At 73.3% G+C, this 22,536-nt stretch carries 21 protein-coding genes, 2 tRNA genes and 5 pseudogenes; 7 read left to right on the plus strand and 21 right to left on the minus strand.

The features are described 5' to 3' along the window. Nucleotides 1–58: 58 nt before the first annotated feature. Both AMK21_RS09315 and AMK21_RS09320 read right to left on the minus strand, forming a co-directional pair. Complete coding sequence (locus AMK21_RS09315) at nucleotides 59–970, minus strand: transketolase family protein (RefSeq protein WP_073876116.1); 912 nt, start codon at nucleotides 968–970, stop codon at nucleotides 59–61. A 66-nt stretch (nucleotides 971–1,036) separates the two neighbouring features. Further along, nucleotides 1,037–1,756 carry a transketolase gene (locus AMK21_RS09320; protein WP_073876118.1) on the minus strand — a complete coding sequence of 240 codons (720 nt, stop codon included), beginning with the start codon at nucleotides 1,754–1,756 and terminating at the stop codon, nucleotides 1,037–1,039. 126 nt (nucleotides 1,757–1,882) lie between these two features. On the opposite strand from AMK21_RS09320, the gene AMK21_RS09325 reads away from it, so the two are divergent. After that, nucleotides 1,883–1,956: transfer RNA gene (locus tag AMK21_RS09325), tRNA-Pro, on the plus strand. 118 nt (nucleotides 1,957–2,074) lie between these two features. On the opposite strand, the pseudogene AMK21_RS36830 reads toward AMK21_RS09325, so the two are convergent. After that, nucleotides 2,075–2,529 (minus strand): annotated as a pseudogene (locus tag AMK21_RS36830) (tyrosine-type recombinase/integrase); the annotation flags it as partial. Here AMK21_RS36830 and AMK21_RS09335 point away from each other — a divergent pair. Further along, a pseudogene (locus tag AMK21_RS09335) lies at nucleotides 2,482–3,060 on the plus strand (phospholipase domain-containing protein); the annotation flags it as partial. The pseudogenes AMK21_RS36830 and AMK21_RS09335 overlap by 48 nt on opposite strands. Nucleotides 3,061–3,171: 111 nt before the next feature. On the opposite strand, the gene AMK21_RS09340 reads toward AMK21_RS09335, so the two are convergent. Beyond that, nucleotides 3,172–4,080: a DUF2510 domain-containing protein gene (locus AMK21_RS09340; RefSeq protein ID WP_073876751.1), complete on the minus strand. Its 909-nt coding sequence runs from the start codon at nucleotides 4,078–4,080 to the stop codon at nucleotides 3,172–3,174. A gap of 83 nt (nucleotides 4,081–4,163) precedes the next feature. Beyond that, nucleotides 4,164–4,300, minus strand: a pseudogene (locus tag AMK21_RS09345) (LuxR C-terminal-related transcriptional regulator); the annotation flags it as partial. Nucleotides 4,301–4,347: 47 nt separating this feature from the next. On the opposite strand from AMK21_RS09345, the pseudogene AMK21_RS09350 reads away from it, so the two are divergent. Then, nucleotides 4,348–4,799 (plus strand): annotated as a pseudogene (locus AMK21_RS09350) (hypothetical protein); the annotation flags it as partial. A 127-nt stretch (nucleotides 4,800–4,926) separates the two neighbouring features. Here AMK21_RS09350 and AMK21_RS09355 read toward each other — a convergent pair. From AMK21_RS09355 to AMK21_RS09365, 3 genes are all read right to left on the minus strand, one after another. Beyond that, nucleotides 4,927–6,849, minus strand: a complete 1,923-nt coding sequence (locus AMK21_RS09355; protein ID WP_073876122.1) for a DUF2264 domain-containing protein — start codon at nucleotides 6,847–6,849, stop codon at nucleotides 4,927–4,929. Between the two features lie 167 nt (nucleotides 6,850–7,016). Further along, the gene (locus tag AMK21_RS09360) at nucleotides 7,017–7,514 is read right to left on the minus strand and encodes a hypothetical protein (protein ID WP_073876124.1); all 498 of its coding nucleotides are present in this window, start codon (nucleotides 7,512–7,514) and stop codon (nucleotides 7,017–7,019) included. An 86-nt stretch (nucleotides 7,515–7,600) separates the two neighbouring features. Continuing rightward, complete coding sequence (locus AMK21_RS09365; protein WP_073876126.1) at nucleotides 7,601–8,080, minus strand: DUF309 domain-containing protein; 480 nt, start codon at nucleotides 8,078–8,080, stop codon at nucleotides 7,601–7,603. 111 nt (nucleotides 8,081–8,191) lie between these two features. On the opposite strand from AMK21_RS09365, the gene AMK21_RS09370 reads away from it, so the two are divergent. Together AMK21_RS09370 and AMK21_RS09375 are read left to right on the plus strand one after the other, a co-directional pair. After that, a complete protein-coding gene (locus tag AMK21_RS09370) occupies nucleotides 8,192–10,846 on the plus strand; it encodes an ATP-binding protein (protein ID WP_073876128.1) in 2,655 nt (884 codons plus the stop codon). A 50-nt stretch (nucleotides 10,847–10,896) separates the two neighbouring features. Beyond that, nucleotides 10,897–10,970 (plus strand) — tRNA-Pro (locus AMK21_RS09375). A gap of 113 nt (nucleotides 10,971–11,083) precedes the next feature. On the opposite strand, the pseudogene AMK21_RS33635 reads toward AMK21_RS09375, so the two are convergent. The 12 genes and pseudogenes from AMK21_RS33635 to AMK21_RS09430 form a co-directional block, all read right to left on the minus strand. After that, a pseudogene (locus tag AMK21_RS33635) lies at nucleotides 11,084–11,577 on the minus strand (aromatic amino acid lyase); the annotation flags it as partial. Between the two features lie 9 nt (nucleotides 11,578–11,586). Then, entirely contained in the window at nucleotides 11,587–12,294 is a 708-nt protein-coding gene (locus AMK21_RS09385; RefSeq protein ID WP_073876132.1) for a glycosyltransferase, read from the minus strand. After that, on the minus strand, nucleotides 12,291–12,917 hold the full coding sequence (locus tag AMK21_RS09390; RefSeq protein ID WP_073876134.1) for a class I SAM-dependent methyltransferase: 627 nt from the start codon (nucleotides 12,915–12,917) through the stop codon (nucleotides 12,291–12,293). Before AMK21_RS09390 ends, AMK21_RS09385 begins: the two co-directional genes overlap by 4 nt. Further along, the gene (locus AMK21_RS09395; protein WP_073876136.1) at nucleotides 12,914–13,678 is read right to left on the minus strand and encodes a PIG-L deacetylase family protein; all 765 of its coding nucleotides are present in this window, start codon (nucleotides 13,676–13,678) and stop codon (nucleotides 12,914–12,916) included. The genes AMK21_RS09390 and AMK21_RS09395 overlap by 4 nt, the downstream gene beginning before the upstream one ends. Further along, nucleotides 13,675–14,781, minus strand: coding sequence for an acyl-CoA dehydrogenase (locus AMK21_RS09400; protein ID WP_073876138.1), 1,107 nt, complete (start codon nucleotides 14,779–14,781; stop codon nucleotides 13,675–13,677). The genes AMK21_RS09395 and AMK21_RS09400 overlap by 4 nt, the downstream gene beginning before the upstream one ends. Before the next feature lie 225 nt (nucleotides 14,782–15,006). Then, a complete protein-coding gene (locus AMK21_RS36605) occupies nucleotides 15,007–15,132 on the minus strand; it encodes a hypothetical protein (RefSeq protein ID WP_267893904.1) in 126 nt (41 codons plus the stop codon). Between the two features lie 26 nt (nucleotides 15,133–15,158). Continuing rightward, a complete protein-coding gene (locus AMK21_RS09405) occupies nucleotides 15,159–15,563 on the minus strand; it encodes an SHOCT domain-containing protein (protein ID WP_073876140.1) in 405 nt (134 codons plus the stop codon). Nucleotides 15,564–15,665: 102 nt separating this feature from the next. After that, nucleotides 15,666–16,175 carry a nucleotide triphosphate diphosphatase NUDT15 gene (locus tag AMK21_RS09410; protein WP_073876142.1) on the minus strand — a complete coding sequence of 170 codons (510 nt, stop codon included), beginning with the start codon at nucleotides 16,173–16,175 and terminating at the stop codon, nucleotides 15,666–15,668. 93 nt (nucleotides 16,176–16,268) lie between these two features. Next, nucleotides 16,269–17,168 (minus strand): NAD(+)/NADH kinase, encoded by a 900-nt coding sequence (locus AMK21_RS09415; RefSeq protein WP_073876144.1) that lies wholly within the window; start codon nucleotides 17,166–17,168, stop codon nucleotides 16,269–16,271. Continuing rightward, nucleotides 17,165–18,178 carry an SPFH domain-containing protein gene (locus AMK21_RS09420; RefSeq protein ID WP_073876146.1) on the minus strand — a complete coding sequence of 338 codons (1,014 nt, stop codon included), beginning with the start codon at nucleotides 18,176–18,178 and terminating at the stop codon, nucleotides 17,165–17,167. Before AMK21_RS09420 ends, AMK21_RS09415 begins: the two co-directional genes overlap by 4 nt. Before the next feature lie 58 nt (nucleotides 18,179–18,236). After that, nucleotides 18,237–19,034 (minus strand): SDR family oxidoreductase, encoded by a 798-nt coding sequence (locus AMK21_RS09425; protein ID WP_073876148.1) that lies wholly within the window; start codon nucleotides 19,032–19,034, stop codon nucleotides 18,237–18,239. 211 nt (nucleotides 19,035–19,245) lie between these two features. Next, entirely contained in the window at nucleotides 19,246–19,908 is a 663-nt protein-coding gene (locus AMK21_RS09430) for a TetR/AcrR family transcriptional regulator (protein ID WP_073876150.1), read from the minus strand. Nucleotides 19,909–20,075: 167 nt separating this feature from the next. On the opposite strand from AMK21_RS09430, the gene AMK21_RS09435 reads away from it, so the two are divergent. Beyond that, nucleotides 20,076–20,975: a phosphatase PAP2 family protein gene (locus AMK21_RS09435; protein ID WP_073876152.1), complete on the plus strand. Its 900-nt coding sequence runs from the start codon at nucleotides 20,076–20,078 to the stop codon at nucleotides 20,973–20,975. After that, entirely contained in the window at nucleotides 20,972–21,949 is a 978-nt protein-coding gene (locus tag AMK21_RS09440; protein ID WP_073876154.1) for a hypothetical protein, read from the plus strand. Before AMK21_RS09435 ends, AMK21_RS09440 begins: the two co-directional genes overlap by 4 nt. Before the next feature lie 3 nt (nucleotides 21,950–21,952). Here the strand turns inward: AMK21_RS09440 and AMK21_RS09445 are convergent, their stop codons facing one another. Next, nucleotides 21,953–22,483 (minus strand): PadR family transcriptional regulator, encoded by a 531-nt coding sequence (locus tag AMK21_RS09445; RefSeq protein ID WP_073876752.1) that lies wholly within the window; start codon nucleotides 22,481–22,483, stop codon nucleotides 21,953–21,955. Between the last annotated feature and the right edge of the window lie 53 nt (nucleotides 22,484–22,536).

The raw sequence follows: 22,536 nt of genomic DNA on the forward strand, positions 1-22,536 counted from the left end.
GTTCTACCAGCACACCGAGGGGAGGGGAGGGTTCCGCCGCTCCTCCGGTGCCTGACCCTCAGCCCCGCAGAAAACCGGTGATCCGCTCCCGCAGCCCTCGCGCGTCCAGCCCGTGCGCCGCCAGGTGCTCCTCCATCTGCCCGTACCGCCGAAGCTCTGCACGCCCCACCCCCAGGCCGAGGACCCGGTGCGGCAGCTCCATGAGCGCCTCGTTCGCCGCGGCCGTGGAGGTGCCCGCCAGATACGGCTCCACGATCACCACATCGGCGCCCGGACCGGCATCGACGGCGCGGCGCAGGCCCGCCGCGTCGAACGGCCGCACGGTCGTCGCGTACAGCACGCTCACGTCCAGCCCGCCGGTGGCCGCGAGGACGTTGTCCAGCATCGGGCCGACCGCGACGACGGTTCCGCCTCGCCCCTCGCGCACCACGGAGAACCCGGTGGAGCCGGTGGAGCCGTCCACGGGTCGCGCTTCCCGGTTCGCCTGGAGCGAGAGGCGTACGTACACGCGGTCGTCGCCGTCCACCGCTTCCCGCAGCAGCGCCTCGGCCTCGTCGGGGTGGCCCGGCACATGGACCGTCCAGCCCTCCAGGGTGTCCAGGAGCGCGACGTCGCCCGGCGCCATATGGGTGACGCCCCCGGCGGGCCAGTCGTACGAGCCGCCGGCGCTGACCAGGATTCCGCCCACCCCCTGGTGCCCGAAGTCCAGCTTTACCTGCTCGAACGGCCGCTCCACCAGGAAGCTGGCGAAGGTGTGCACGATGGGCCGCATCCCGGTCAGCGCCATTCCCGCCCCGGCTCCGATCAGCAGCTGCTCCCTGATCCCGACGTTGATCACCCGGTCCGGATGGGCCCGCCGGGCCGGGGCGAAGCCGTCGGCGCTGATGTCGGCGAGCACGACGGCCAGCCGGGGCTCCTCGGCCAGGAGCTGCGAGGTGATGGCGATGAAGCGGTCACGCATGGTGTCCATGAAAGGGGTCCTCCTGAGAATCCGCCGGTGACGGACCGGCCTGAGCTGCGTTGACGGGCGGCGGCGTCAGCCTTTGGGCTCGACCCGGGCGACGACGGCCCGGGGCCGGCCGGGGTGGGGCGCGGTGAAGGCCGCGTACAGGGCTCCGTGGTCGCGGCCGTCCACCGTCGCCGCCGACCATCCCGCCGCCTCGAACCGGGAGGCGATGCCGCCGGGCCAGCCGTGGGTTGCGGAGGCGTTGTCGATCACCAGTGTGTGCAGCTGGTCGAGTCCGGCCGGGCCGGCGTGGGCGATGGCCTCGTGGTTGCTGCCCTCGTCCAGCTCGGCGTCGCCGACCAGCACCCAGACCCGGGGATCGGTGAGCCCTTGGGCCCGCAGCCCGAGGACGGTCCCGACGGCCAGCGGCAGGCCGTGCCCCAACGACCCGCTGCCGATCTCCGCACCCGGGACGAGCAGTCGGTCCGGGTGGTGGCCGAGGGGCGAGTCGTACGTCCCGAAGCCGCGCAGCAGCTTCTCGTCGAAGAATCCGTGAGCTGCCAGTATGGCGTAGTACGCCATGGGGCCATGCCCCTTGGAGAGGAGGAAGCGGTCGCGCCCGGCGTCGTCGGCGGTGGCGGGCGTCACACGGAGCACCCTGTTGTAGAGGACCCACAGGGCGTCCGTCGTGGAATGCGCGGCGGGGGCGTGCTTCTCGGCGCCGGTCATGAGGGCGATCAGCCGGTTGACGTCGGGGAAATCGGGCGAGTCGTGGAGCCCACGTACGGATGTGATGGTCGTGTTCGTCATGACACCGACCGTTCATCCTCAACCAGGGTTGAGGTCAAGTGGGAAACGGGTTCGTGACCATCTGCTCGAGTGCGGTATTGTTCTCATGCGCGTTCGGCCAGGGGAAACCCCAGGTCAGACGGGCACCGGGACGTGGCGCAGCTTGGTAGCGCACTTGACTGGGGGTCAAGGGGTCGCAGGTTCAAATCCTGTCGTCCCGACTGGAGACAGTCGCAGGTCAGGGCCGGTTTCGGAGCAATCCGAAACCGGCCCTTGATCATTTTTGGGGACCAGTTGGGGACCAGCTGGAGGTCCGGCGTCCTTGACCGGGTCTGCGGGTCAGCGGGTCATGACGATCGGGCTCGGCAGTGAGCGCGGTGCGCGCAGCACGTTGAAGTGGGCAGAGAGCGCCGCTCCGGCGGCCGTGATCTTGTGGACGTCCGGGTGAAGGTAGCGCTGGGTGGTGGTGAGTGAACCGTGGCCGGCGATTCTGCGGAGGACGTGTACTTGGACCCCGGCGTCGGCGAACCAGGTCAGTCCGGTGTGTCGGAGGTCGTGGCGGCGCAGATGCTCGTAGCCGAGCTTGGTGACCACGTCGCCCAGTGTGTGGCGTCGCGCAGGACGGCGGTGGAGATGCGTCCGCCGCGTGGGCCCGTGAACAGGCGGGCGTCCGGGTTGGGGCCGGCGGACAGGATGCGCTGGGTGACGAGGGGGCGGATCTCCTCGACGGTGGGAACCTTGCGGGCCCGCTTGCCCTTGGTGCCCTTGTCGGTCAGCCCGCCGGGCGCCGGCCGCTCCCGTACGAGCCGTACGTGGACGGTGCGGTCGCCCCGGACTCCGGGAAGATCGCGCTCACGTTCAGCCCGGGGACGGCGGCCGGCGCGCAGTTCTACGTCACCTCCGCCAACCGCACCGACGCCCCGTGGACGTACACCGCGGGCGCGGGCAGGACCCTGACCGACCGCTGGAACTCCGCCTACTCCGGCGGCAGCCACGACCCCACCGTGCACGGCCCGAACGGCTTCCTGCGTACGTCCCGGAGCCCGGGCGCCATCGGCGGAACCGCGGCCACCGCCCGCCACAACGCCACCAGCGGCAACCTGGACCTCACGCTCACCAACTCCGGTGCCACGGACGCCGCACTGACGATCGCCAACGCCTACGGGAGAGCGGAACAGACGGTCACCGTGCGGCCGGGAGCCACCGTCTCCCGCACGGTCGACCTGCGGGCGGGTGAGCGCTGGTAAGACGTGTCCGTCACCGCCGACGCCGAACCGGGCTTCCTCCGCCGGTTCGCGGGCCATGTGGAGACGGGGGCCGCCTGAGTCAGCGACCCGGCGCCCGTCACGGGCCGAAGTGCGGCCGGAAACCGGCTGAACGTGGCGGGAGCCGGGCCGGACCCTGTGGTCCCGCCCGGCTCCCGTACGCGGTGGGGATCAGGCGGCTCCGCCGTTGCCCGCTCCCGCACCCGACGCGGCCTTGATGCCCTTGACGATCTCGTCCAGGACGGACAGCTTCGGCGCGTCCTTGTTGATGTCGAAGCCGGACCGTACCACCACGAGCATGTTCTTGGAGGCGGGGGAGGGGAACACCAGCGATTCCACGTAACCGTCGTCGCCCTTCTCCGTGACCACCTTCCACCGCACCGCGTAGCCCTTCTGCCCCGCCACGGTGACCGCGCCGGACCTGATCTCCTCGTGCGAGGTGATCTTCCCGTAGGACTCCCCGCCGTAGGACTGCTCGGCGTTGACGGCGATGTCCTTCTTGGCCGCCTCCTCCGCCGTCCCGGCCGTGAGCTTCAGGGCCACCGCGGGGGCCGAGAAGATCCCGCCACGCACACACGTCTCGGCGGGGCCGCCGGGGCAGGCGTGCTCACCCGTCGTCAGACCTGCGCCGACCGCTGCCGACTTGCCCGTCCACCCCTTGGGCACCGGCAGACTGATCCCGGCCGCCAGGTCCGTGGCGTAGCCCGGCTCCGTCGGCGGGAGCTGCTCGCCGGGGTCCAGGGAGCCGCCGTCGTCCTCGCCGTCCTTGTCACCTTCGCTCCCCCCGGCGTCGTCCGGCGCGCCGGACCCCTCGGGGGCGGGCGGGGGCGTGGACGGCGAGGCGGCCGCGATGCCCGGCCGGCCGCCGTCGTCCTCGCGCAGCAGGTACATCCCGCCCCCGATCGCGGCGAGCACCACGGCGCCGACGGTCACGCCGACGCCGATACGGACTCCGCGGCGGCGGACCGCGGCGGGTGACGGCCGGACGTGGCCCGTCCACTGCGCTCCGTCCCACCAGCGTTCCTGATCGGGGCCTTTACCTGTATGCCCGGGGTCTGGATGCCAGCCGGGCGGGGTCATCTGGGTCACGGGTGCACTTTATGCGGGCAGGGTGAGAATCACATGAACTGCCTGCCGTGCGAGGGCCTGACCGGGGCCGGCTCTCACGGCTCGATCAGGCCGCGCGGATCGCGTACCGGGTGAACTCCAGGCGGTCGCGCAGCCCGAGCCTCTGGAGGAGGTCGGCGCGGTGCCGCTCCACGGTCTTGACGCTGATGACGAGCAGCTCGGCGACCTCCTCACCGCCACCCGCGCCACGCCCGACGTCCTGACGGAGGCCGCCGCCGTATGAGCACGTTCCTCAACATGCCCGCCCGCCGCCCCGCCCCCCCGTACGGCACCGGCAACCTACGCGGCGACGAGCCCTTCCCCCGCGCCGCCCACCAGGAGCTGGGCAACGGACAACTGCGCCGCAAGGAGTCGGCCGGCATCACGTCGTACGAGAGCGACCTCGCCGAACTCATCGTGCAGCTCGCCCATGACAAGCCCTCCCACATCCTGGTGCCCGCGATCCACCGCAACCGGGACGAGATCCGGCAGATCTTCCTGGACCGCGTCCCCGGCGTCGACCCGGAGCTCGACAACCTCCCGGCCCACCTCGCGGCCGCCGCCTGTGCCTATCTGCGGCGGAAGAACATGCCGGAGTGACCCCCGGCGACGGCCCTCAGGACTTCCATCTGGTGCTGCTCGACAACGGGCGCACAGCCGCGCCCGCGGACGCGACCGGCCGCGCGGCACTGGAACGGGTGGAGGGTGTGCACGGCCCCCGCACCCTGGTGGTCATGATCCGTACCGACAGGGGACCGCACCCATAGTGACCGTACCGACAGGTGACCGTACCGACAGATGGCCGGTCTGTGGTCCGACCTAAGAATGATCCACCGTGACCGCTCCCCGTCCGAGGACGATCCGCGTCATCGTCCCGTCCTCCGCCCAGCCGACTTCGACCCCGACCGTGTCACCGTCCGGCCCGGCTCGCAGGTGCGCCGTGTCCACGACCGGTTCCAACGGCCCGGCCTCCGGCTCCGCAGTGAGCGACGCGAGGGCCACCAGCACCACGTGCCCCGTCAGGTCGGCGGCCAGCCGGGGCAGCACCGCCCAGGGAGTGAACGCCGTGCCTTGCGGGGCCCGTACCTCCTCCGGCGCCGCCCAGCCGTGGAGCCCGTGCAGCTGGGAGCACACCGGCCCCCCGGGCTCCGTCGCCCAGCCGGTCAGCTCGGCCCGTGCCCCGTCCGGTGCACCGAGCACTCGGTGCACCCGCAGCTCGTAGCGGCCCCGCGCCACCGTCACGCTCTCCACCCGGAGCCCGGGGAGGGTGGAGGGGCCCGCCGGGAACACCGGTACGTGCCAGGAGCCGGCCCAGCCCCAGCCGTCGCCGTGTCCGGCCCCGAGCGGATGGATCCGGCGCCGGGTGCTGCGTACCCCGCCGACCGTCACGGAGAGGTGGTTGTCCGCCGGGTTCGCCGCCGAGGTCGGTCCGGTCACGGTGGAGTAGGCGAGCCGGGCGTAGTGCGGGTCCGTGCCGGCCGCGGGCTCGCCCTCGTCCGGGCGGACATGGTCACTGCCGTGGTTGTGGAGCCGCACCACGCCGTCCGCCCGTGTCGACTGCACCAGGAACCCGGGTGCCGGTACGGACAGCACCCGGTCTGCGCGCTCGCTCGGAGCCGCCTCCTCCACCGACATCCACAGCGGGTGCCCGGCTGGGGCCAGCAGCCCGACGAACGCCTTCGACGCCCAATAGGGCGACGCGGGACCGGAATAGGACTGCAGGGTCGCCGGGTGGGGGCCGTGCCAGCCGAGGCTCAGCAGCCCGTCACCGCCGCTCGCGCCCCGCTCCAGGAAGTACCGCAGCGACCCGTTGGCCAGCCGTCGCGACACCCCGGGGGAGAGGGGGGTGTGCCCGGAGACCGCGCCCAGACTCACAGCCGCGCTCGCGGCGAAGCGGTAGGTGAGCGAGCGCCCGAAGTGCAGCGGGGCCCCGTCGCCGCCGAACATCAGCGAGAAGCTCTCCAGATGTTCGCGCAGCCGCGCCCCGTGGTGCGCGGACGCGCCCGCGTCGCCCGCCAGATGGGCGTCCAGCATCGGATACAGGTGCAGCGCCCACCCGTTGTAGTGGTCGAAGGCACGCCCGTCCCCGTCGGCGTACCAGCCGTCGCCCCGGTACCAGCCCTCCAGCAGCTCCAGCGCCCGCTCCCGTGCCCGGGCGGTCTCCGCGTCCCCGCGCCCCACCGACTCCAGGAAGCCGGCGACCGTGTACGGGAAGAGGTACCAGTTGTTGCCCGCCGGAAGATGCCGCAGCGCACCTCGCAGCCACTGTTCCGCCCGGTCCTGCACGCCGGGCTCCAGCCGGTCCCAGAGCCAGGGCCGGGTGATCCGCAGCCCGAGCGCGACGGACGCGGACTCCACCATGGGCTGCCCCTGTACATGGTGGTCCAGGATGACCGGCCAGGACTCCGCGTCGTCCCGCCCCGGCGTACGTGTCCCGGACGCGAGCCCCCGCGCGTACCGATCCAGCCATTCCTGCGGGTCCTTCCCCTCGGCCCCGCCGACCCGGAAGGCGGCCGCCAGGAAGGTCCGCGCGTACCCCTCCAGCCCGTCGGAGCGCACGCCGGAGTGCGACGGGGGCCCGGGCAGGTCGAGCAGCGCCCCGCCGGGGGTTGCCCACCGCCAGGCGGCGTGCAGCAGCCCGTCGGCGACGGCCTCCCAGTGCGCCCGGGTGTACCCGGTGTACGGGCTCGACGCCCGGTCCTCCGGGGGAAGTTCGAACGAAGGGGAGCGGAAGGTCGTCATACGGGGAGGCCAGGCCCTTCGTGGGGGACTCGGTCAGCACCGGAAATCCTGATCGAGCGATCGTAAACGGTCAAGATTTCGACAAGAAGCCCGCTAAAACGATCAATCGATCAGAGGGGAGGCTGTTTCCGGAGCCGTCCCACCCGCACCGCGTGAAGCCACGCAACTCAGGGAAGCAGCAGCCAGTCCGCACCGACGGCGGCCACCAGGCCGACCCCGAGCAGCCAGCTGCCGAGCCTGGTCCGGCCGTTCCTGCTGAGCTCGATCACCAGGCCGCACAGGATGAGCGCGAGCCCGTAGACACCCACCACCAGCACCGACGACCGGCTCGCGATCCGCAGGGCGAGGACCACACCCATCGCGACCATGCCCACGGAGGAGAGAACGATCCGCAGACGCCGCGCCTGACGTGGCGTCAATCTCTTCTCGAGTTCGGGCCCGGGCTCCGACTCCAGCTCCGACTCCCGCTCCGGCGCGGATTCGGTGCCGGACTCGGTCTCGGTGTCGGGTCGGGAGGCGGCCGCGGTACCGGTGTCCTCGCTGTCCCCGGTACCGTGCGCGTGCTCGGCCGGATCCGCCACCGCGGTCCCGGCTATCGGGGTGTCGGTCTCCCGGTCCTGGCCCTTGCGCTGGTCCCGGTCCTGGTCCTGGTCAGAAGTGCTCATGGAGCCGGATCGTAATGGCTGCACGGCAGGCCCGTTACCGGACCCAGGCGTTCCGCCACCTGCCCGGACGGCGGGGGCCGCATGGGCTACCCCAACAGCCGGGGCGCCTCGGCCGCCGCGTCCACCGTGGGGCCGCTCTCCACACGCCCGGCCAACTCCTGGGCCCAGTCGACCAGCCCGCCGATCCCGATGCCGTGCGGCCGCGCCTCGCCGTACGGGCAGAGCGCGCCCGCGCCCCGGCGCAGCAGGCGCGCCCCGCCCGCCGTGTTGCCGCGCGCGGCATGGGTCAGCCCCACGGCCACCTGCGCGAGCCCCCGCCACAGTTCGCGCTCGCTCTCCGGCCCCGACTTCCAGGCGTCCTCGAACACCTCGTGGGCGTGGAACGGCATCCCCGCGTCCAGCAGCCGCTGGGCCTCCCGCAGCGTCTCGTGCGGTGTGCGGACGACGCCCTCGGGCTGCCGCTCGACTCCGGGCGTGCCGTAGGGCAGCGGCCGGCCCAGTCCGTCCCGGGGGCGCGCGTTGCGCGCCCGGCCTTCTGCGTCGCGATCCCTGTGTGTCTCGTTCACTACTCGATTGTGCCTCGCACCTGCAAGGAATCGGCCGAACCCTGTCGGTGAGCACCCGCGCACGACTAGGCTCGTCCGTCGTCACTGCATGCCATTTGGGGAAGGGTGGGCATGAAGCCGTCCCGGCCGTTGTACGAGCGTGAACCGGAACTCGACGCCGCCGCGAAGGCGGTGGACGACCTGTGCGGAGGGCAGGCCGTCGGCGGGCTCCTGGTCTTCAGCGGGGAGGCGGGGCTCGGGAAGACCGCCCTGCTCGCCGAGATCCGGGCGATGGCCGCCGACCGCTGCACGATCTGGTCCGCCCGGGGCGGCGAGACCGTCACCTCCGTACCGTTCCACGTCGTACGGCAGTTGCTGCAGCCCGCCCTCGACCAGTTCCCGCCCGACGAGACCCGGGCCCTGTTCGGCGACTGGTACGACACCACGGCACCCGCGCTCGGACTCGCCGAGCCCCGCGGCCCGCAGCCCGACCCGCAGGGTGTCCGGGACGGCCTCGACTTCGTCGTCGCCCGACTCGCCTCGCGCCTCAGCCACCGGCCGTTACTGCTGCTGGTGGACGACGCCCACTGGGCGGACGGCGAATCCCTGTCCTGGCTGGCCTCGTTCACCGCCCGCCTCGGTGAACTGCCGTTGCTCGTCGTCCAGGCGTACCGGCCGCAGGAGATGGCCGAACGCAACGCGAGCTACGTCGCCGACCGCGAGGCGGAACGCGGTTCCGACGGCCACAGCGCGGTCACCCGGGTCGCCCTGCGCGCGCTGACCCCGGACGCCACCGCCGAACTGGCCCGCGCGGCGCTCGGCGAACACGCCGACGACCCGTTCTGCCGCGAGGTCTGGGCCGTCACCGGCGGGAACCCGTACGAGGCCGTCGAGCTGGTCGCCAAGGTCCAGGACCAGGAGCTGGCGCCGGTCGAGGAATCGGCCGGGCAGCTGCGGGAGCTCGGTGCCTCCGCCCGGGGCAGCGGGCTCGTCGCCCGGCTGGAGCGGCTCGGCACCAACGCCAACCGGTTCGCCTGGGCCGCCGCCGTGCTCGGCACCGACATCTCGCAGGAGCTGGCCGCCACCCTCGCCGGGATGAGTTCGGCGGAGGCCGCCGACTGCACGGCGCGGCTGCGCGACGCCCGTATCGTGAGCGGTTTCGATCCGCTGGAGTTCGTCCACCCGCTGATCGCGACCGCCGTCTACCGCTCCATCCCACCGGCCACCCGCACCGCGATGCACGGACGCGCCGCCTGGGCCATCACCCGGGCCGGCCTCGGTGCCGCCGCGGCCTCCCGGCACCTGCTGGAGGTCCACCCGGACGACGACCAGGAGCTGGTCGCCCAGCTCCGCGAAGCCGCGGGCCAGCACCTCGCGGTCGGCGCCCCGGAAGCGGCCAGGCGCTGTCTGGAGCGCGCCCTCGAGGAGCCGCCCCGCCCCAAGGACCGCGCGGTCCTGCTGTACGAGCTCGGCTGCGCCACCCTGCTCAGCTCCCCGCCCACCACCGTGCAGCACCTGCGGGCGGCCCTCGACATGCCGGGGCTCGACGACGGCCTGCGGGTCGACGCGACGTTCCGGCTCGCCGCAGCGCTCGCCCACAACAACCAGTTGAAGGACGCGGCTCTCTCCCTGGCCGCCGAGGCGGCCCGTACGGCACCGGGCCCCGGCCTGATGCGCCTCCAGGCCGCGCACTTCATGTGGGAGGGCATGCAGGCCAACGAGGACGACGGCCCGGCCCGCTCCCGGCGCCTCACCCGCAACGCCGACCACCTCAAGGGCCGCGACAACTCCGAGCGGGCGCTGCTCACCCTGCGGGCCTTCGACGCCATGCTGCGCGGTGAGAACGCCCAGCTCATCGTCGACCTGTGCGAACGCGCCCTGATCGACGGCAGCCCCGCCCGCGGCCTCGGCTGGACCGACTCCGAGTGGGGCTTCGAACTGCCCACCATGGTCGGCATCACCTACGCCTTCACCGACCAGCTGGACCGGGCCGAGAGTCTCTTCGGCGAAGCGGTGCGGGCCTTCGAGATCTCCGGCTGGAGCGGGGCCCACCTGGCGTTCGCGCACACCCTGCTCGGCATGGTCCACCGCCGTCGCGGCCGTCTCGCGGAGGCGGAGGGCTTCCTGCGCGAGGGGCTCCGGCTCGCCGACCGTGTCGGCTCCGGCCTGCCCGTCCACTGGGACGCGGCGTGCCTGCTCATCGACACGCTGGTGGCCCGGGGCCGTACCGCTGAGGCCCGCGAGATCGCCGACCGCTACCACTTCGGACCGCCCTACCCCAGCGCCATGGTGCTGCCGGACGGTCCGTGCGTCCTGGGCCGCCTGCTGCTGGCCGAGGGCCGCAAGGAGGGAGCGATCGCGGAACTCGAAGCGGCGGGTGCCGCCCTGGAGCCGCGCGAACGCTTCAACGGCATCTGGGCACCCTGGGCCGGCGACCTCGCCCGTGCCCTGGCCGAGGACGACCCGGGCCGTGCGGCCCACCTCGCGGCCCGCGCCCGGGTGCACGCCGAGCGGTTCGGCACGGACACCGCCATCGGCGAAGCCCTGCGCTGCGTCGCGCTCTTCGCCCCGCCGCAGGAGGCAGAGCAGCTCCTCGCCGACGCGGTCCGTCACCTGGAGAGGTCCTCCTCCGCCTACGAGCACGCGCTCGCCCGCGTCGACTACGGCATCGCGATCGGCTCGCACCGCGAACTGGCCCGGGCCCAGAAGCAGGCCATGGCCTGCGGAGCCGAAGGACTGGCGGCCCGCGCCCAGAGTGCACGGACGTCGATCCGGTCCTCGGAGTGAGGTAATGTTCGTCCTGCGCGGCCGCCCCGGGAAACCTGGCGGAAACGCATCGGGACGTGGCGCAGCTTGGTAGCGCACTTGACTGGGGGTCAAGGGGTCGCAGGTTCAAATCCTGTCGTCCCGACTGGAGACAGTCGCAGGTCAGGGCCGGTTTCGGAGCAATCCGAAACCGGCCCTTGATCATTTCTGGGGACCGGCTGGGATCAGCTGTGGGCCGGCTGAGTCCACTCGCCGGCGCTACCGCCTCGGCGGCGTTCCCGTCCCCGACCCGAGGTTCAGCCACAGCTTGGTGAACCGGTCGAGCAGTCCCGCGGCCGCCCTCACGTCGTCCGTCAGCGGCCGGTCGGCCAGCTCCGTGTCGAGGACCGAGTCCGCCGGCTGCAAGGCGCGGCCGACCGGCAGCCCGGGAGCGTGCCGCAGGTCGCGCTGGCGCAACGCCCTGACGGCGAAGACGAGTTCGCAGCCCACGACGAGCCGGTCGGAAGCCGTACGGGTCCTGGATCCGCCCGAGGGGCGGTGTGGGGCGGTCGGGGGCGCCGAGCAGCCGCCGCATGCGTTCCGCGACACCCTTCGAGCCTGCGGGGGCCGCGCCTCGTGCACGGGCGGTGTGTACGCCTCGTACGAACCGTCGATCGCCATCAGGGACGCGCCGCCACCACCCGCGCGGCCGCGATCAGGCCGTGCAGCTCGTGCGGAGCGAGCGCGGACCGGCCGAGGGCCAGGGCGTTGTTGCCGGCCGCTCAGGCCTCGGCGGGGCTGGGCATCGCGGCGAGGTAGTCGCCGAAGCCACCGCGGGCGCGGGCCTGGAGCCGGGGCGAGGTGAGGACAGGGCAGCGGGCGGTGCGCAGTACGCGGTGGCCCCGGCGGTCGAGGGCCTCGACCAGGGCGTGGTCCTCGCCGGTGGCCAGTGCGGGGAAACCGCCGACCTCCAGGTAGGCGGCGGTGGCGACCCCGAGGTTGGCGCCGTGGACGTGGGGGTGCGCCCAGGGGGCTCCCGCCGGCGGCCGGGTGGCTTCGTACCGGATCCGGTGGGGCACGGCCAGCGGCGAGGCGGGCGGCAGGACCACGGTCCCGACGACCGCCTGCCAGCCTTCGCGGGCCCTGGCCAGCTGGTGGACCAGCCAGTCGGGCGGGACCACGCTGTCGGCGTCGGTCGTCGCGATCCAGGTGACGGGCGCCGCGGCGTCGGCCCGGGCCAGGGCATGGCGGACACCGGCGGCCCTGGCCCGGCCGGGGTTGCGGAAGGCGGCGTCGACCACGAGCGCCCCGGTGTTGCGGGCCACCGCCGACGTACGGTCCCGGCAGTCGTCCGCCACGACGACGGTCAGGACCCGTGTCGCGGCGAGAGCGGGGTGGCGGGCCGCCCGGCCGACCGCGGCGAGCGCCGCCGGCAGCAACGCCTCCTCGTCGTGGGCGGGGACGACCACGGCGACGGTACCGGCGCTCACACCAGTCCCTCGCGGGTGGCGACCCCGGGGGGCCGTCCGCCGTCCGCGGTGGTCCGCCGGTGGACCTGGAGGACGAAGTCCTCCTCACGATGGTCGGCGAGGAGGACGAGGCCGGGCTGGTCGGCGACGCGTCGCGCGATTCCGGCGCCGGTGGTCAGATGCTCCTCCACCGGATGGTTCCAGTGGACGGTGACCAGAGTGCCCTCAGGCTCCAGGGCCGACACCGTGCGCCCCAGCACCGTGCCGAGCGTCATCTCGTCCAGGTAGTAGAGGAGTTCGGAGAGGACGATCAGGTCGAAGGAGCCCTCGGGCCACTCCTCGGGCAGCAGCATGTGCCGCACCGACACGTTGGGGAGTTCGGCGGTGCGCCGCCGTGCGGTCTCGACGGCTGATTCCACCCGGTCGCAGGCGAGCACGGTGTCGCAGCGGGCCGCCAGTCGGCGGGTCAGTTCCCCGACGGAGCAGCCGGGTTCGAACGCCCGGCGGTAGCGGGGCAGTGGCAGGGCCGCGACGGTCAGGTCGTACTTGCGGCGCTCGTACCACCGCTCGGTCAGGCTCCACGGGTCCTCCGCCGAGTGGTACATGGCGTCGAAGTACGTGGCCGGCGTGCGGGGACGGCTCATACGAAGACCACCTCCCAGCCGCGCAGATGGTGCGTCAGCTCCTCCGGAGGCAGTACGGCGGCGTCCTGCGGCGCGGGGCCGAGCGGCCGGATCTGCGTGGCGAACCGGCTGACGGCGGCACGCTTGAGGGTCTGCGCCGCCGACGGCAGGACGATCCGGGCGGCCCGTTCCCACGGGACCCTGCTGTCGCCGGGTTCGGCCCAGTGCCACATCCAGACCGGATAAAGGGCGCACGGCACGGCGGCCGCCCGTGCGGCGGCCAGGGCGGCGCGGCCGGCGGCCTCGTGGTCGCTGTGCACGTCCTCGGTCCACGGCGCCAGGCAGAGTGCCGCTCCGGACAGCGGGGTGGCCAGTTCGCGGGCCAGTGCGCCCTCGTGATCGCCCACCCCTGTGTCGGGCAGCCTCAGCCGTACGACCTCCGCCCCTGCCGCACCCAGCTCGGCCAGCGCCTCCTCCAGCTCCCGGGCCCGCAGCTCGGCGAGCTCCACGGGGGAGAGGACGAGAGAGTCCGGGTGGGAGCCCTCGCCATCGGTTACCGACACCACCGTCACGGCGAGACCGGCCGCGGCCAGCCGGGCGATGGTGCCGCCCACGCCCAGCACCTCGTCGTCGGGATGGGCGGCGACCACCACCACCCGCCCCTCCTCCGGCAGCGCGTAGTCAGGAAGCCGGTCCCAGCCGTGCCACGCGCGCCAGAGCGCCTCATCGGTACCCGGTGCCTGAATGGCGTCGGCGTGGCCCTCGGGGCTCCGGGTGCTCATCGGCCCTCCTCCGGTCCGCGTGCGACCAGCCGGCCCAGAGCCGCCAGGTCCCGTTCCGCGTGGTGCTGGCGCACGTAGACGCCCAGGTCGGTCACGGCCCGCGCATGCCGCTCGTCACGGCACAGGGGCCCCGCGCCGGTCGCCCGGCCCACGTGGTCCAGGACCTCGGAGCACACCTCCGCCACCACGGCCCGTACCCGCAGCGCACGCAGCCCGGCCGCCCCCGCCTTGTCGAGCGGGTCGAGGTCGATCTCCTCGGCCGCCCGGCGCAGCACCGTACCGGCCGTGTACAGCCGCAGGTCCACCGCGCCGGCGTGAGCGTCGGTGAACGGGTCGGCGCGCCGCTCCGCCCGGGTGAACAGCACGTGGGCCACCGCCCGCGCACCGCCGTACCAGCACGCGGCCACGCCGACCCCGCCGTGGTGGAAGCCGGGGCGGCGCAGGTACGCCTCCACCCCGCCGACCGCGGTGGCCGGAACGTCGGTGAAGCGGATGTCGGGGCTGTCGCTGCCGGCCATGCCGATCGCCCGCCAGGTGCCTGACACCGGCCGGCATCCCGGGCCCGTCGCACCCGCCTCCGTTTCCGGGGCGGTGGTACGGACGGCTTCGGGGATGCCGGTACGGACGGCGAAGAGCCGTCGCCCGTCCTCCGCCGTGGCGGTGACCAGGGCGTGGGTGCAGCTGTGCGCTCCGGAGCAGTACTGCTTGAGACCGTTGAGCACCCAGCCGTCCGGTCCGCGGGTCGCGGTCAGTCCGGAGCCCGGTGGTTCGGCTGCCCACACCCCCCAGTACTGGCCGGGCGCCACCGGATCGCCGTCCTCCAGCTCGGCCAGGATCGCCACGGCGTCGAGGTGGCCCTCCGCCAGCCGGGCGGCGCACAGATCGTCCTCCGCCACCGCGGACAGCACATCGAACCGGGCGGAGGTCCGGCCACCGCCCGGCAACGGCGCCTCGACGGTACCTGCCGTCACGGCGTCGACGAAGCGGGTGAACCGGTCCGCCGCACGGCGGACCGCGAGCGGGTCGGCGCCGGCGCCGACCGCAGGTGTGGCACGGCCGTCGGACGCCTCGACGCCCGTCGGCAGGGGGATCGCATCATGCATCGGCGGCACTCCTTGCTCCATCGCTCGTCGGCCATAGGCCGCCAGGGGCCCATCGCCCCTCGAGAAGTCGGGGGCCGGGGGTGCGCTTCCACGATCACCCTTTCCGGCGGCCCGCGCTTCTGGGTGCCCCTGGATCGCGGCATCACACCTGATGGCGGTGGTCGACCGCCCGCGACCCGGGGTCAGGAGGACGGAGGTACGCGCAGGGCGAGCAGGGAGGTGTCGTCACTGGCCCAGCCGTCGTGGTGGTCGGCCGGAGCCGCGCCGACGCCCTTCACGGTCGCCGGGGCCGGTCACCCGCGCGGCCAGCGAGGTGAGGCCCTCGAAGACCTGCTCGGGGCCGGTGTCCACGCTCCCGGAAGGATGATCCGGGTGCCTCAGGCCAGGAGTTTCGCCTTGGCCCGCTCGTACTCCTCGGGGCTGAGGGCGCCCTTGTCCTTGAGCTCGGCGAGCTTCGTCAGATCGCTCACATGACTGGTGGAGCCGGCGGAGCCCTCGCCGCTCGCGGCCTCCCTCACGTACTGCCGGAAGGCCGCCTCCGAATCCTTGACCGCCTTGGCGTCGCGTTCGTGCATGCTCCGGCCGCGGACGATCAGGTAGACCAGCACGCCCAGGTAGGGCAGCAGGATCACGAAGATCAGCCAGCCCGCCTTGGCCCAGCCGTTCAGCGTGTGGTCGCGGAAGAGATCCGTCACCACCTTGAACAGCAGGAAGAACCACATCACCCAGAGGAACAGGTACAGCATGGTCAGAAAGACGTTCAGGAGCGGGTAATCGTCCATGAGGCCAACTCCGTTCGCGCGTATAGTCCCTCATTCATACGCTTGGTCCCGTTTCTCCGCATCCGTAGTCGGCAGTGGGAGGAGGAAGGAGGGCCCGGGCCGTCAGTCCTTGGCCGCGACGCCGGTGACCCGCAGCAGGTGGACAGGCGGGTGCGTGAGGTCGAGGTCCGGGCGCCAGGCCGCCAGGATCTGCGCCGATGGGTCGAACAGCGGCGTGGGCAGTTCCTCGGGGATGGTCCACCGCCAGGCGCTGATCAGGTGCGGCTCGGTGACCTCGGGGACCCCGGAGCCCAGGCGGACGAGGGCCGCCATGCTGATGCGGTTGATCCCGCCGATCACGTCGTGGAGCATCGCGAAGACGTCCACCGCGCCCTCGTCCACGGTGAGACCCGTCTCCTCGCGCAGCTCACGCGCGGCGGCCGCCGCGACCGACTCGTGCGTCGGGTCGACCTTGCCGCCGGGCAGCTCCCACGTACCGCTGTGGTGCCTCCCCAGAAGCACGCGTCCCTGTCCGTCCTCGACGATCACGCCGACCCCGAGGGCCGCCTGCGCTGTGGGCGGGTGCGTGTTGCGGACGCGGCCGGTGAGGGAATCGGGGGTTTCCGTGGCCATGGTGCTGGGTCTCCGCTCTCCGGGGCTTCTGCCGGGCCGGTGGTTCCGGAACACCGTAACGACGTCGTGGGGCGTGTCAGGAGCCGGTCCCGCTCAGACCACCAGCCGCAGCGCGGTCGCCGAGACGCCCAGCCGTACGCTCTGACCCCAGGTCAGCTCCAGGGCGTCCGACTCCATCCCGTCCCCGAAGACGACGATCCGGTCCGACTCCACGGTGAGCCGCAGGCCCTGCCCCCGGTTCAGTTCGCCGGAGACCAGGGACGTGCCGGTGACCGGTGAGGGCCAGGCCTCGCGGACGAACCAGAGGAGCCGCGGGTCGCTCGGCGCGGGCAGCGGAGTGGTGCTGCCGCGCTCCAGCCACAGGGACCGCAGCCAGCCGGTGGCGCCCGTGCCCGTGCCGACGAGGACTCCGGAGGATGCCTGGGCCTCGCCGGGGGCCGGGGCGCCGTCGGGGCCCAGGCGGTAGCGGGCCGTCTGGTGGCCGGGCGGGCCCAGGTAGATCTCGTTGAGCGCGAGCAGCCGCTGGGTGTCGTCGGCGACCGCCTCGACCATGGTCAACGCGTCCACCGTGGATCCGGCGGCCGTCGCCGCGCGCAGCAGGGCGGCCGCGTCGGCGCAGCTGTGGCGGACCAGGACACCGGGGTTGCGCCCGGGGTCGGTGTCGATGCCCACCACCGGCTGGCCGGACAGGTACTTCGCGGCGTTGGCGACCAGCCCGTCCTGGCCGACCACGACCACCACGTCCTCCGGCGCGAACAGGAACCGGTCCAGGTCCGCCCGCTCCACCCGGGTGGAGCGCCAGGTGAGCGGCACGGCGGCCGCCACGTCCCGCAGGGCCTGCTGCGTACGTTCGTGGCGCCGGGCGACCTCGTCGATCGAGCGGCCCCGGCTGGACAGGAAGAACGCGGCCTGCCCGTGCGTGCCGTGCCGGGCGAGCAACTCCTCGTACTCCGTCCTGCGATGGACGAGCACCGCCCGCGGGGCCAGGCTCACGCTCCCGCCCCGCCGTCCGCGCGGCCGAGCCTGGCGAGGAGCCCGGTGAGCACGTCGGGGGAGAGGGTGAGGCTCTCGATCCGCGGCACGTTCTCCGCGAGCCGGGTCGCCGCCAGGGCGTGCAGCGTGGCCGGATCGACCTCGCCGTGTACGCGCAGCCAGGCGGCCTGGGCCTCGGCGCGCGCCGAGCCCGTCTCGCGCGCCGCCTCGGCGTCCGCCCTGGCCAGGCGCACCTTGCGGGAGGCCTCCGCCTCCGTCCGTACGCCGTCGGCCGCGGCCTTCTCCTCAGCTTCCCGGCGCGCGTTGGTGCCGCGCTGGTCGACCAACTGCTCCTCGCGCCGGGCCAGTTCGATCTGGCTGGCCAGCTCGTTCTCGGCGATGGTGCGCTCGCGCTCGACGGCGACGGCCCGCCGTTCGTAGGTGGCTCGGTCCGCCTCCTGCTGGATCTGCTCGCGCGCCGGGGTGCGCAGGGCGCGCTCGACCTCGGCTTCGGGACGGATCGCGACGACGCGCACGGCGACAACGTCGATCCCGGTGGCGGGGAGCCTCGGCTCGGCGGCGAGACCGGCGGCGACCCGTTCGCGTACGGAGGCGACTCCGTCCACCAGGGCCCGCGCGAGCGGGGTGCGGGCCAGGACGTCCAGCGTGTGCTGCTGCGCGGTCTCGGTGAGCAGGGTGGCGATCTGCTCCAGGGGTGCGCTGCGCCAGCTGCCGGTGTCAGGGTCCACGGAGAAGTCCAGCCGGTCGGCCGCCAGGGCCGGGTCGTCGACCCGGTAGGTGACGGTGGCCTGCACGGTGACGTCCTGGAAGTCGGCCGTACGGGCGTGGAACGCCATGGCCAGCTCCCGGTCGTCGACCGGCACCTCGGAGAGCGCCGCCGACAGTGACCGGTACCAGAAGCTGAGTCCCCGCCCGTCGTGGGCGAGCTTGCCGCGCTTGTGGTGGCGGATGTGCGCGGTGGGCGCGGAGCGCAGATGGCGCCAGCCGAAGCGCCGGATGATGTCGGCCACGGGGTCCCCCTCGAACTTGATCTCGTCATGGAGACGATAAGGGGTGAGGGGTAAATAGTCAAGGTGACGAAAAGGGGGGTGGGTATGCTCGGCGGGCCAGGTGTCTGGCGGGGATCTCGCCGCCGCCGTGCACGGCCAGGTCCGCGCCGGTGACGTACGAGGAGTGCGGGCCGGCCAGCCAGAGGCAGGCGCGCGCCACGTCCACCGGAACCGCCAGCCGGCCCATGGGGACGATGCCCGCCACTGCCGTCCCGTCGTCCTCCCCGTACAGCGCGGTGGCGCTCGCGGTACGGATGAGCCCGGCGGTGATGTGGTTCACCCGGACCTTCGGCGCCCACTCCAGGGCCAGAGCCCGGGTGAGGCCGAGCAGCCCCGCCTTGGCGGCCGAGTAGGCGGCGGTGCCCGGCTGCGGGTCGTGGGCGGAGACGCTGCCGATGTTGATCACTCCGCCGCCCTCCGACTGCTCCCGCATGACCAGATTCGCGGCCTGGGCCACGTAGAAGGGGGCGAGGAGATTGAGGGCGACGATCCTCTCGACGAAGTGGGGGGAGACGCTGGCCGCGTCGGCGTCGGGGGAGCCGCCCGCGTTGTTGACGAGGACGTCGAGCCGGCCGAACCGCTCGGTCGTCGCCGCCACCAGTCCAGCCGCCGCCGCCGGGTCCCGTACGTCCGTGGAGCGGAAGGTGGCGTGCCGCCCGCCCGACGACGGCAGCGTGGTCGGCGCGGTGCGGCCGCAGACCATGACCTCCGCGCCCGCGGCGAGGAAGGCCTCCGCGATGACGGCGCCGATGCCCTGGGTGCCGCCGGTGACGATCACCGCCTGTCCGGTGAAGTCGATCGGATCGCCCAGCTCCATGGTCCGCCCCTCGCCGGTGGCTTCTCGGTGCGCCCCCAGGGAATCTACCAATCGCTTGTTAGGTTCGACAGGGGGCGATCGCGCCCGGAACCACGGGCGGCCGGTGAGCTCCGAAGAGATCACCGGCCGGCCGGGCGTTGCGCCGCCCCCGTCCCCACGGTGCGGCGCGGGTGGGCCGTCCCCATCCGCTGGGACGGACGGTCCACGCCTGTCAGGACTCCGGACGCACCCGGGTCCCACGTCTGTCAGGATCCGGCGCGCCCGCCGTGAGTCCCAGTCCGGGCAGGATCGCCTTCTCGACGAACCTGCTGAGGTACGCGGCGTCCGCGTACCGCCCCTCCAGCAGCGGCCGCGCGCGCATCACGCCGAGCAGCTGGGCCGCCACGTACTCCGCCCCCGGCAGGTCCGCCGGGATCTCGCCGCGCGCCTGCGCCCGCCGGACCATCGCGTCGATCGCCGCGATCTCCGGCACGATCAGCGCCTCGCGCAGGGCGCGCAGCAGCTCGGGGTTCTGGAGCGCCGCGTGGCTGAGCGCGTGCATCAGCGGGGTGTCGCGCCCCGAAGCCTCGCCGATCGCCCGGGCCGCCTCCAGGAGGTCCCCGGCGAGCGTCCCGGTGTCGATGTCCGGAAGCCGCATCCGCCGGGTGCCGTGCAGTGCGGCGACGACCAGCTCCGGCTTCGATCCCCACTGCCGGTACAGCGTCGACTTGCCGCAACGGGTGCGGGCGGCGACGCCCTCCATGGTCAGCGACTCGTAACCGCTCTCCCGCAACAGGTCCAGCACCGCCGTGTAGAGCTCCTGCGCCCGTTCCGGTGTGATCTTCGACCGGCGGGAGGCGAGGGCTGACTCCGGTACGGAATCGGGCGACGGCATGGACGGTCCCTCCTGCGGCGGTGTTCTCGATACGCCAGTGTACCGATACGCCAGTGTACCGATACGCCAGTGTACCGATACGACAACGTATCGGTACACTGGCGTATCGATTCGGCATGGATTCGCCATGCCGTCCTGACACCGCTTCGCATCCAAGGGGGCACCGGGTGACGTACGCCCGCACCGAGCCCACGGACCAGGAGCCGGACATACGTGCCCGACCGCCCCTCGTCCGCGAGTTCCTTCTCGTGGCCGGACTCTTCCTGGCCTACAAGTTCGGCCGCAGAGCAGCCAACGGCCATGTCGAGGAGGCGTTCGGCAACGCCGGGAACGTCTGGGACCTCGAACGCGCCCTGCGCCTGCCGGGTGAGGGCGGCGTCCAGGGCGTACTGCTGCACAGCCAGACGCTGATCCACGCGGCGAACACCTACTACGCCACCGTGCACTTCCCCGCCACGGTTGTCTTCCTGGTCTGGCTCTACTGGCGCCGCCCGCTCCACTACCTCTGGTCACGGCGCATCCTGGCCGTTCTCACCGGGGGAGCCCTGGTGCTCCACCTGCTCTTCCCGCTCGCCCCGCCGCGGATGCTCCCGGCCGCCGGACTGGTCGACACCGGCCAGGTCTACGGGCCGACGGTGTACGGGGCGACGCCCGCGACCGACACGATGGCGAACCAGTTCGCCGCGATGCCCTCGCTGCACGTCGGCTGGGCCGTGATGGTGGCCGTCGGGCTCATCGTCGCCACCCGCTCCCGGTGGCGCTCGCTCTGGCTGCTGCACCCGGCGATCACCCTGCTCGTCGTGGTGGGCACGGCCAACCACTACTGGCTCGACGCGATCGTGGTCGTGGCGCTGCTGGCGGTGGCGCTCGCCGCGCTGCGCCTGCCCCTCCCGGCCCGGAACGTACCGGCGCGCCTGCCGTGGGCGGCGGGCGGCGGGGCGGTGTCCGGCGAGAGTGCGGACGCACCTGCGTACGCCGTCTCCGGTGCGGAGGCGGCAGTGGACCCGTACGTCGTCGGTGCCGCGCACCCCGCACGCACCCCGGCCGGAGCCGGGGCAGGCCGATGAACGCCACGCTGATCGCCGTCGCGCTCTCCCTCGTCTCCGCCGGCGCCTACGCGGCCGCCGCCGTCGCCCAGTCCCGGCTGGCCGGGCGTACCGAGCCCTCCACCGGTGTTCTGCGCCTGCTCGGCCGAGGAGCCTGGTGGTCGTCGGTCGGCCTCAACGCCGGGGGTGCGCTCCTCCATGTCGCGGCCCTCAAGTACGGCCCGCTCACCCTGGTCCAGCCGCTCGGCGCGCTCACGCTCGTCGCCGCCGTCCCGCTCGGGGCGCGCGCGGCCGGACGCCGGGTCGGGCGCGTCGAGTGGTACGGGACGGTCCTCACCCTGCTCGGCCTCGGCGCACTGCTCCTGACGGCGGGCGGCTCCGCCCCGCACGAGACCCTCACCCTTCCCCAGGCCCTCGGCGTCGGCGCGGCCACCATGGCGGTCGTCGCCGGGCTCAGCCGGCCCGGAGCCCGGCCGCTGCGGCACGCGGCGGCCTCCGGCATCACCTCGGGCGTCGCCTCCGCGCTCACCCAGACCCTCACGGTCGCCGTCACCGACCACTCCGTCGGCCCGCTGTTCAGCTGGCGGCTGCTGACGGTGGCGCTGCTCGTCTCCGCCTTCGCGATGGGCGGCCTGCTGCTGTCCCAGACCGCCTACCGGGGCGGCCTCGGCGCACCGCTCGCCGTCGTGACGCTGGCCAACCCGGTCGCCGCCGCCGCGATCGGGCTGGCCCTCCTCGGCGAACGCCTCGAGGGCGGGCCGGTGAGCCTGGTCCTGGCGCTGCTCGGTACGGCCGCCGCCGTACGCGGGGTGGTCCTGCTCAGCCGGGCCCAGGCGCGCGGCGGCACGGACCCGGGCGAGGTCGCCGCAGCGCCTGGGCCGGTGGTGGATCCGCTTCCGTCCCGGGTCGTCATCGGCAGCCCCCGGAGGGCGGACAGTACGCCGCTGGGCGCGGAACCCCTCGCCGTACCGGCGGGCGGGCGGCCCTACCCGTAACGGTCAGTCGTCCAGCTCGCCGATGGCGCGGGTCAGCCAGCCGATCCAGAACGTCTCCAGGTCGATACCGCCCCGCAGCACCAGATGGCGCAGCCGGTCCGCGTCGGCCTCGGGTGCGGGGGTGAAGTCCCGCTCCTCGATCTCCCGGTACTCCGCCAACTGCCGCTCGTGCAGGGCGAGATGACGGCGCAGCTCCGACCGCATCCCGTTCCCCCCGACGACCGCCGCCGCCCGCATCCGCAGGAGCAGCGGATCGCGGACCGGGCGCGGGTCCTCGCGGAGCGCCACCCAGGCCGCCAGCTCCTCGCGACCGGCGGGCAGCACCTCGTACTCCTTCTTCTGCCCCCGGGCGGGAGCCGCCGTCGGCAGGGCCCTGATCCGTCCCGCCTGCTCCAACTTCCCCAGCTCGCGATAGATCTGCTGGTGCGTGGAGGACCAGAAGTAGCCGATCGACCGGTCGAACCTGCGGGTCAGCTCCAGGCCCGAGGACGGCTTCTCCAGCAGAGCGGTGAGAATCGCATGCGGCAGTGACATGACGTGCATCCTAAGGACGGGGGCTCATACCGCCGCAGGCGAGCGTCGGCTGC

The organism is Streptomyces sp. CB00316 (genome assembly GCF_001905595.1).
GTDB lineage: Bacteria > Actinomycetota > Actinomycetes > Streptomycetales > Streptomycetaceae > Streptomyces.

Coding starts and splice junctions, on each gene's coding strand:
- AMK21_RS09430 (WP_073876150.1), bottom strand. CDS start 19,908: ATGCCGTCGCCCGATTCCGTACCGGAGTCAGCCCTCGCCTCCCGCCGG.
- AMK21_RS09410 (WP_073876142.1), bottom strand. CDS start 16,175: ATGGCCACGGAAACCCCCGATTCCCTCACCGGCCGCGTCCGCAACACG.
- AMK21_RS09405 (WP_073876140.1), bottom strand. CDS start 15,563: ATGGACGATTACCCGCTCCTGAACGTCTTTCTGACCATGCTGTACCTG.
- AMK21_RS09425 (WP_073876148.1), bottom strand. CDS start 19,034: ATGGAGCTGGGCGATCCGATCGACTTCACCGGACAGGCGGTGATCGTC.
- AMK21_RS09395 (WP_073876136.1), bottom strand. CDS start 13,678: ATGAGCACCCGGAGCCCCGAGGGCCACGCCGACGCCATTCAGGCACCG.
- AMK21_RS09340 (WP_073876751.1), bottom strand. CDS start 4,080: ATGACCCCGCCCGGCTGGCATCCAGACCCCGGGCATACAGGTAAAGGC.
- AMK21_RS09440 (WP_073876154.1), top strand. CDS start 20,972: ATGAACGCCACGCTGATCGCCGTCGCGCTCTCCCTCGTCTCCGCCGGC.
- AMK21_RS09390 (WP_073876134.1), bottom strand. CDS start 12,917: ATGAGCCGTCCCCGCACGCCGGCCACGTACTTCGACGCCATGTACCAC.
- AMK21_RS09355 (WP_073876122.1), bottom strand. CDS start 6,849: ATGACGACCTTCCGCTCCCCTTCGTTCGAACTTCCCCCGGAGGACCGG.
- AMK21_RS09445 (WP_073876752.1), bottom strand. CDS start 22,483: ATGTCACTGCCGCATGCGATTCTCACCGCTCTGCTGGAGAAGCCGTCC.
- AMK21_RS09315 (WP_073876116.1), bottom strand. CDS start 970: ATGGACACCATGCGTGACCGCTTCATCGCCATCACCTCGCAGCTCCTG.
- AMK21_RS09360 (WP_073876124.1), bottom strand. CDS start 7,514: ATGAGCACTTCTGACCAGGACCAGGACCGGGACCAGCGCAAGGGCCAG.
- AMK21_RS09370 (WP_073876128.1), top strand. CDS start 8,192: ATGAAGCCGTCCCGGCCGTTGTACGAGCGTGAACCGGAACTCGACGCC.
- AMK21_RS09400 (WP_073876138.1), bottom strand. CDS start 14,781: ATGCATGATGCGATCCCCCTGCCGACGGGCGTCGAGGCGTCCGACGGC.
- AMK21_RS09320 (WP_073876118.1), bottom strand. CDS start 1,756: ATGACGAACACGACCATCACATCCGTACGTGGGCTCCACGACTCGCCC.